At 44.7% G+C, this 6,912-nt stretch carries 8 protein-coding genes and 1 tRNA gene; 4 read left to right on the top strand and 5 right to left on the bottom strand.

From position 1 onward, the window contains the following. A partial coding sequence (gene coaE, locus Q0C19_RS10085; RefSeq protein WP_295055632.1) for a dephospho-CoA kinase occupies positions 1-427 on the bottom strand: 427 nt, incomplete at its 3' end. Further along, positions 428-982: a spermidine synthase gene (locus Q0C19_RS10080; protein ID WP_295055631.1), complete on the bottom strand. Its 555-nt coding sequence runs from the start codon at positions 980-982 to the stop codon at positions 428-430. It lies immediately after the preceding gene. A 161-nt stretch (positions 983-1,143) separates the two neighbouring features. Between Q0C19_RS10080 and Q0C19_RS10075 the strand changes: the two genes are divergently transcribed. The 3 genes from Q0C19_RS10075 to Q0C19_RS10065 all read left to right on the top strand — a co-directional run bounded on the left by Q0C19_RS10075 (position 1,144) and on the right by Q0C19_RS10065 (position 2,892). Continuing rightward, positions 1,144-1,347 (top strand): phosphoribosylaminoimidazole synthetase, encoded by a 204-nt coding sequence (locus tag Q0C19_RS10075; protein WP_295055629.1) that lies wholly within the window; start codon positions 1,144-1,146, stop codon positions 1,345-1,347. A gap of 65 nt (positions 1,348-1,412) precedes the next feature. Beyond that, on the top strand, positions 1,413-2,408 hold the full coding sequence (purM, locus tag Q0C19_RS10070; protein WP_295055627.1) for a phosphoribosylformylglycinamidine cyclo-ligase: 996 nt from the start codon (positions 1,413-1,415) through the stop codon (positions 2,406-2,408). Between the two features lie 40 nt (positions 2,409-2,448). Continuing rightward, a complete protein-coding gene (locus Q0C19_RS10065) occupies positions 2,449-2,892 on the top strand; it encodes a heme-binding domain-containing protein (RefSeq protein ID WP_295055626.1) in 444 nt (147 codons plus the stop codon). On the opposite strand, the gene Q0C19_RS10060 is transcribed toward Q0C19_RS10065, so the two are convergent. Beyond that, complete coding sequence (locus tag Q0C19_RS10060) at positions 2,893-3,993, bottom strand: deoxyguanosinetriphosphate triphosphohydrolase (protein WP_295055625.1); 1,101 nt, start codon at positions 3,991-3,993, stop codon at positions 2,893-2,895. A gap of 242 nt (positions 3,994-4,235) precedes the next feature. Between Q0C19_RS10060 and Q0C19_RS10055 the strand changes: the two genes are divergently transcribed. Beyond that, a tRNA-Ser gene (locus tag Q0C19_RS10055) sits at positions 4,236-4,323 on the top strand. A gap of 102 nt (positions 4,324-4,425) precedes the next feature. Here Q0C19_RS10055 and Q0C19_RS10050 read toward each other — a convergent pair. Beyond that, a complete protein-coding gene (locus Q0C19_RS10050) occupies positions 4,426-5,676 on the bottom strand; it encodes an MgtC/SapB family protein (protein ID WP_295055623.1) in 1,251 nt (416 codons plus the stop codon). 63 nt (positions 5,677-5,739) lie between these two features. Continuing rightward, positions 5,740-6,912: hypothetical protein (locus tag Q0C19_RS10045; protein WP_295055621.1), on the bottom strand; the 1,173-nt coding region annotated here is incomplete at its 5' end.

The raw sequence follows: 6,912 nt of genomic DNA, 5'->3' as shown, positions 1-6,912 counted from the left end.
GTTTGATAAAACGTTCCAACTGAAGGGCTTTGGGAGTATAAACAACTACGGAATTTCGTATCGGATACGAAGCCGTCTCAAAAAAGAGGGGGATATCGATCAAGTAGGGATATTTGAGACGATCTTGTTTTTCGCTTTGTTCCTCGATGGCGGCACGAATTTTCGGATGAAGAAATGTCTCCAACTCTTTTTTCGCTTCGGGATCGGCAAAAATCTTTTTCCCCAGTTCAGAGCGATTGACTTTGGAACCGCTGAGAAACTCCGCACCGAAATGTTCGGCTACCCAAAAACTGTTCTCATCCAAAATACGGTGGGCTATCGTATCGGCATCAATGATCCGCAAGCCGTTAAGCCCGAGCAAGGAGGCAACCGTACTTTTCCCCGTTGCTATCCCCCCCGTAAGTGCTATCGCATATTCAAACGCCATTTAGTTACGGATAATGCCCAAATAATTTTTGCGGATATACTGAGGCATCGCAAACGCGGCAATGTGGATATCACAGTTATAATATTGGTGCCCTTCCAACAAATCACTGCGCTGTAAGATCAAATCAGCTGTCGGGTGATACTCTTTCGAACAAAGCAGAAGCGTCGAGCCGTTTTCAAGACGATACGGCATTATAATTTTGAAGTAGTTCCCCAAAATCTGCATAAGCTTCGTATTGGCGTCCACATCATCCAAACCGGGATGTTTTAATACTATCAAGCCGTCATCTTTTAAAATACGATTTACATGAGCAGCGACAACACTGTCATCACTTTCCGTATCCAAAAGTAACACATCGGCACTCTTGTCGGGACTGCTACGCAATGCGCCAAGAAGATCATCGGCACCCGCATACTCGGTTTCTACCTCACGATAACGAGCCATTTCGGTTTTAAGCGAATCGACTTGATTGCTGATAATCAGCACGGAATGGGGATTTTTATGGGTACACATCGCAACATGCACCATCATTTCAGGGGTAATAAATGTTTTCATTAAGGGCTTCTCTTCTTATTAGTGTGGGGAATTTTTCAGCGATTGTAACACGCAGAGATTAAAACGCATTGAATATTCCGTTTCGTATGCAAAGATTAAAGAAACGAAGAAAAATATTCGTTATAATTTAGTCAAATTTATATCACAAACGGAGTATTTGAATGTGTGCAGAAAAAATCCAACGTTTTTTGATGGCGGCAGTATTAACCATTGCCCTCTTCTTGTTCGCTGATGGCGAAATGCTCTACGCTATGATCCTTCAGACCCTTGTTATTGTAATGGTAATCGTATGGGCACTATTTGATTTTTGCCCTTCTCTATGGATTTTCAAAAGAGTTTTCGGCAAATGTCCCCAAAAAGATTAAAACCCTAAATTTCTCCTAACCTCTCTTTCGTTATAATCTCCTCACTATTTAAGGTGAGGAATCCCATGAGCCAAATCAGCTACAAAGATGCCGGTGTCGATATCGATGCGGGCAACAGTTTTGTCGAAAATATCAAACCCCTCGTTAAGTCGACGACCATTCCCGGTGTTCTCGGCGGAATCGGTTCATTTGCAGGGGCATTTGAACTTCCGAAAGGGTACAAAGAACCGGTAATGCTCGCCGCAACGGACGGAGTCGGAACAAAACTCAAACTGGCTATCGATTCAGGTATCCATAACACTGTCGGAATCGATTTGGTTGCGATGTGTGTAAACGATTTGATCTGTAATTTCGGAACTCCTTCGTTTTTCCTCGATTACTATGCGACCGGTAAGCTTGACGTTACTGCGGCAACAGCAGTTGTAAGCGGTATCGCGGAAGGGTGTCGTCAGGCCGAATGTGCCCTCATCGGCGGCGAAACGGCAGAGATGCCGGGTATGTACCATTCGGATGATTACGATTTGGCAGGTTTTGCCGTGGGTATCGGTGAAAAAAGCGAACTTGACCGCTCTAACAAAGTAGCAGCGGGGGATATCCTTATCGCATTGCCGAGTTCAGGTTTGCATTCAAACGGATTTTCATTGGCACGCAAAGTGTTGTTTGAAAAAATGGGGATGAAATTTGAAGATGAGTTCGAGGGGAAACCTTTGATCGAAACCCTATTGACCCCTACCCGTATCTATGTCAAAACGTTTAAAGCACTCAAAGATAAGATCCAAGCGCTGGCGCACATCACGGGGGGCGGAATCGTCGAAAACTTCCCTCGCGTATTGCCAGAAGGTCTCCGTGCCGTGATTACCGAATCTTCTATCCGCGTATTGCCGATATTTGAGCTTATCGGTCAACACGTTGAGCGCAACGAAATGTTCCGTGCTTTCAATATGGGTGTCGGGATGATTCTCGTAGTTAAAGAAGCTGATGTTGCCGATGTTCTTGCGGGAACGGACGGTTATGTGATCGGTCATCTCGAAACGGGTAAACGCGAAGCCGTATTAGTCTAAGCGATCCCTGTTCCTAATTTCATTACTCAAAGGAGACCCAATGAATTTCAAAGCCATCTCTGCCGCGGTTATAGTAACAGCGGTCGCTATCCAATTTATCCCTTACGGCAAGGATTACACCAATCCGCCTGTTGCCAGCGAACCTCAGTGGGATTCATCTCGAACCAAAGAGCTTTTTAACCGAGCCTGCGCAGACTGTCATTCCAACGAGACCAAATACCCTTGGTACAGCAAAATCGCACCCGTATCATGGCTCGTAATGCATGATGTTGAAGAGGGACGCGAAAAATTGAATGTTTCAATGCTCGGTATCCAAAAGAAAAATAAAGTAAAAGATGCCGCTGATGAAGTCAAAGAGGGAGAAATGCCGATACTGCCGTATCTCATTGCCCACCCTGAAGCACGTCTAAGCGATACAGAGAAAAAAGAGCTCGCTGAGGGTCTTGAAAAAACGTTCGGTGCAGAAGAAGAGGAAGGGAAATAATTATCCCTCTCTCCCGTATAACTCGTTATACAGTTTCATTGCATACCGATCCGACATACTCGCAATATAATCACTGATTACACGATGCGGGTTACGCCGCTCACACTGCTCCAGATAATAGCGCGGTAACATCTTCGGCTCTTCCATCAATGCATTAAACAATCCGATAATCGCCTGTTTTCCCGCAAACATCTTTCGCATAATATGTTTATGCTGATAGAGTTCCTGATACAAAAGTTTTTTGAGTTTTTTAATTTGTGTCTCCAATTCCGGCTCAAACCCAATCATAATCGGCTCGGATGCCGATATAACGGAAGCTAACACACGGCTGTTATCAATTTTATCACGGGAATGTTCAAGGAGCGAATAGACCAAATGGTTGATAAGGTGGGAGCTGAAACGGTAACGAAACATCTCGTCTTCATCCTCATGAATCCCCTCATCATACACTTTTTGCAAAATGGTCTGAATCAGTTCGGAGGATTGGAGGGTTTCAAAGCTAATCAATCCCGAAGCAACCCCGTCATCAATATCATGGCTGATATAGGCGATTTCATCGGCACGATCCACGATCATCGCTTCGATGCTGGGATGGGTATCGAGAGCAAATGCTTCTCGTATCTCTTCGGGCAAAAACGATTTGGTATAGGGATAAGAGTGCTTTAAAATCCCCTCCAAGGTGGCGTAGGTGAGATTGAGCCCTAAAAACGCTTTATACCGCTGTTCGAGCTTTGTTACGACCCGAAAGCTCTGAAAGTTATGCTCAAATCCGCTTGCAAATCCCCGCTCTTTTAGACACTCATCAAGGGTATCCCCTCCGATGTGCCCAAAAGGGGTATGACCCAAATCGTGAGAAAGGGCAATGCTCTCGGCAAGAGACTCTTCCAATCCCAAGTGCGATGCGATGGAACGGGCGATTTGGCTTACTTCGATACTGTGGGTGAGTCGAGTTCGAAAAAAATCCCCTTGAGAATTCAAAAAAACCTGCGTTTTATACTCTAGGCGGCGAAAACTCCCCGAGTGAATAATACGGTCACGATCACGTGCATAAGGGGAGCGGAAGTCATCACTGATAGGATGGAAACGGTGGTTTGGGAGCACAAAAACCCTTTTAAAATAGTGTTACGCCATTATATCGTGACTCTTTACACAAAATTAACACTTCTTTTCTAAAATATCAGTTCGATTCTCCTTCGATAGTTTGACCGAACTTCTTCTCCAGAGTTCGGTTACTATAATTTATCCCATAAACCTACCGCTTCTTTTCCTATGATTCAAATACTTGTTTTCTTTGCTGCCGATACTTAAGTTATCTTTGGTACAATTTCACTCTCACAAAAAATGGACAGCTGGCCGAGTGGTCGATGGCGCACGCCTGGAACGCGTGTGTAGGGCAACCTACCTAGAGTTCGAATCTCTAGCTGTCCGCCATACCCCTTTAGAACCCCCTATTTACGGACTTCCAAAAGACATTTTTTTTACTGTGCCCAAACTGTCTCCAAAGCGTGTATTCGTTTTCTTCTTTTTACTATTTTACACCATCATCAAAACCGTAACCGCAAATGCGCCGACTGAAATCAGGTAATACATCGCAACCAGTCGAAAAAGTTCCATTTTCCCGAAAAAGAGAACCAATGCTGCTTTCGCAAACGTATTACTAACAATCGCAATGAGAATCGCATAATGTGCCGTTGTCGGATTAAGACCGCTTTTTGCCAAGGAAGACAGGGAGAGAATAATCGCATCGACATCGGCGATGCCCGAGACCAAGGCGACGGTGTATACTCCCATATCCCCGATGTAACGGTTTGAGAGAGAAATAAGAGCAAGAGTAGCGCCGAATACCAGCCCCATAACAAGGGCTTCTTTTAAATCAAACGGATTTTTAAACTCAATATTTTGCGGTATATCTTCTCGCTTAGAGGTAAAATAGAGCATAGCAATATAGCTATAGCCGAAGAGTGTTCCGACGACGATAGGAATCATGAACGTATACGTCAGAGAGGGATTGATAACCCACATCTCGATACCGGCACGGATCAGCATCATTGAGGAGGCTAATGCAATACCGAGTGCCAAATTTTTTGTCAGAAAACCGTTTTCATGAACTCTTCGTGCCATACTCATCGCCACAGCCGTCGATGAAACCAGCCCGCCGAAAAGTCCGGCTGCACCGATACCGTGAGCTGAACCCAAAATACGGATCGCGATATAGCCAAAAAAGGAGATCCCCGCGACCAACACAACCATGATCCAAATCCGATAAAGGTTTATCAATCCCATCGGATCAATGGCTCTATCCGGGAGAATCGGAAGGATCACAAACGTCATAATCATAAACAAAATCGCGGCACTGAGGTCTTTTTTGGTAATTGTCCGCTGATACTCTTTAACCGTATCTTTGATGTTGAGGACAAACAAGACAATAATCGTTATAAATACCGAAAAGATAGGGAGTGAAAAGTTGAGCATTCCGCCAAGAACAAAAGTGACCAGTGCAGCAAATTCGGTCGTTGCCCCTTTTTCGGCAATCGAAACACTGTTAACGATGTATGCGGCAATCAGCAACAGTCCCATAACAACGGAGGCTATCAGGAAAAAATAGGGAGAATAGGCACTTATCCATGCGGACAGATACCCGAAAAGGGCAATCATCGAGAACGTTCGAGCTCCTCCGAAATCTTGAGTTTTATTCGCATAAATCGTGTGCATTTCACGCTGCAGTCCGATCAAAAACCCCAAGACCAACGAGAGGACACTGTTTTGAATAAATAACGGATCCATACACCTCTCCTTCTGCGCTTAGTTCAATTATAGCGCTTGAGCTGTAAAAATATCCCTCTTCATTTATTCAAAGCGTTTTCCGTGAGATACGGTAAAGCGATACAAGGCGAGCGCTTTAATCAGATTAAACAGCAAAAGGGCGAACATGGCTGCTGCCAGAAGGGCGCTCAGTGCAAACAGCTCTAGAAAAAACACCCCTCCAAGTGCGCTCACCGAAGTAAGAATCAAAAGGACAAAAAACCCTTTGGCACGAGATTGCGGGATAATATTCGACATTATCGGAGCATCCATATACCCTGCGGAACTCAGATGAAACCATACTAAAAAAGGGACGATTTTACCCATCATTCCTAAAATAACGGATAGGGCAAAGAGGGCAAACGCTATGAGGGAAATAGTCTGTAACGGTTCATATCCTATCCACTCAAAAAGACCGTACGCGATAACGGACAAAGACAGAAGAACCATCCCAAAAGCCCAAAACCAAATGCTCACATCACTAACACGCCGTTTTCGAATTTTCAATCGCTTTGCGGTAGTAACGATAAATCCGATCAATAACGCACCTATTACAAGATCAAACATCCAAACATAAGGAAGGGCAAAAAAGAGCCAAAAGAGTTTTAAAAGCAACGAGACAGCAATAACCCTAAAGGCGTTTCGTTTGCACCAAATACTGTAGGGCGTCGTGACATAAAACATCTCAACGACCTGAAAGGCAACGGCAATAATGAGTACGGCGATCCATCCGATCAATCCGAACGAATAGTGCACAGTACGAATCATCTCATGAAAAATACCGAAAGAGGCATTTGCATACTCACTCGCCATCACAATCCCTAAAATAGCGGTTATTGAGAGTGCCATAAGCGCCAGTCGCATTCCGCGAAGGGTATCATGAGTAACTCCGCCGAAGAGGAGGGGCAAGATCAAATTAGCGGTATAAAGGATCGATGCACCCAATAATACGGCCGCAATAATGAACAAAGGGGCGATGCCAAAGGCAAAGGCTCCCGCCAAAGAAAGGACACCTATCGTTAAAAAAATATGGATAATAAGGCCGTTTCCGCTTGCCGAGGGGATAGGGCGTCCCCCTAAAACACTCTGCATTTGAAACAGTGCTCCGATCATTGCCATGGTAATGACCCCTAAAAACATCAGATGAATCGCGGCAAGAGAGAGGGGATGAGCCGGTGTTAGTACCGCATTCGGGTTAAAAAAAATGACCGTCGCAAG

Origin of the sequence: Sulfuricurvum sp. (assembly GCF_023250475.1) — a bacterium.
Classification (GTDB): domain Bacteria; phylum Campylobacterota; class Campylobacteria; order Campylobacterales; family Sulfurimonadaceae; genus Sulfuricurvum.
Note: the sequence above shows the minus strand (reverse complement) of the source record. Positions and strands in the feature narration are given on the sequence as shown.

Bases quoted from the DNA above. Each gene is read 5' to 3' on its own strand.
- purM (WP_295055627.1), top strand. From the start codon at position 1,413: ATGAGCCAAATCAGCTACAAAGATGCCGGTGTCGATATCGATGCGGGC.
- Q0C19_RS10075 (WP_295055629.1), top strand. From the start codon at position 1,144: ATGTGTGCAGAAAAAATCCAACGTTTTTTGATGGCGGCAGTATTAACC.
- Q0C19_RS10065 (WP_295055626.1), top strand. From the start codon at position 2,449: ATGAATTTCAAAGCCATCTCTGCCGCGGTTATAGTAACAGCGGTCGCT.
- Q0C19_RS10050 (WP_295055623.1), bottom strand. From the start codon at position 5,676: ATGGATCCGTTATTTATTCAAAACAGTGTCCTCTCGTTGGTCTTGGGG.
- Q0C19_RS10080 (WP_295055631.1), bottom strand. From the start codon at position 982: ATGAAAACATTTATTACCCCTGAAATGATGGTGCATGTTGCGATGTGT.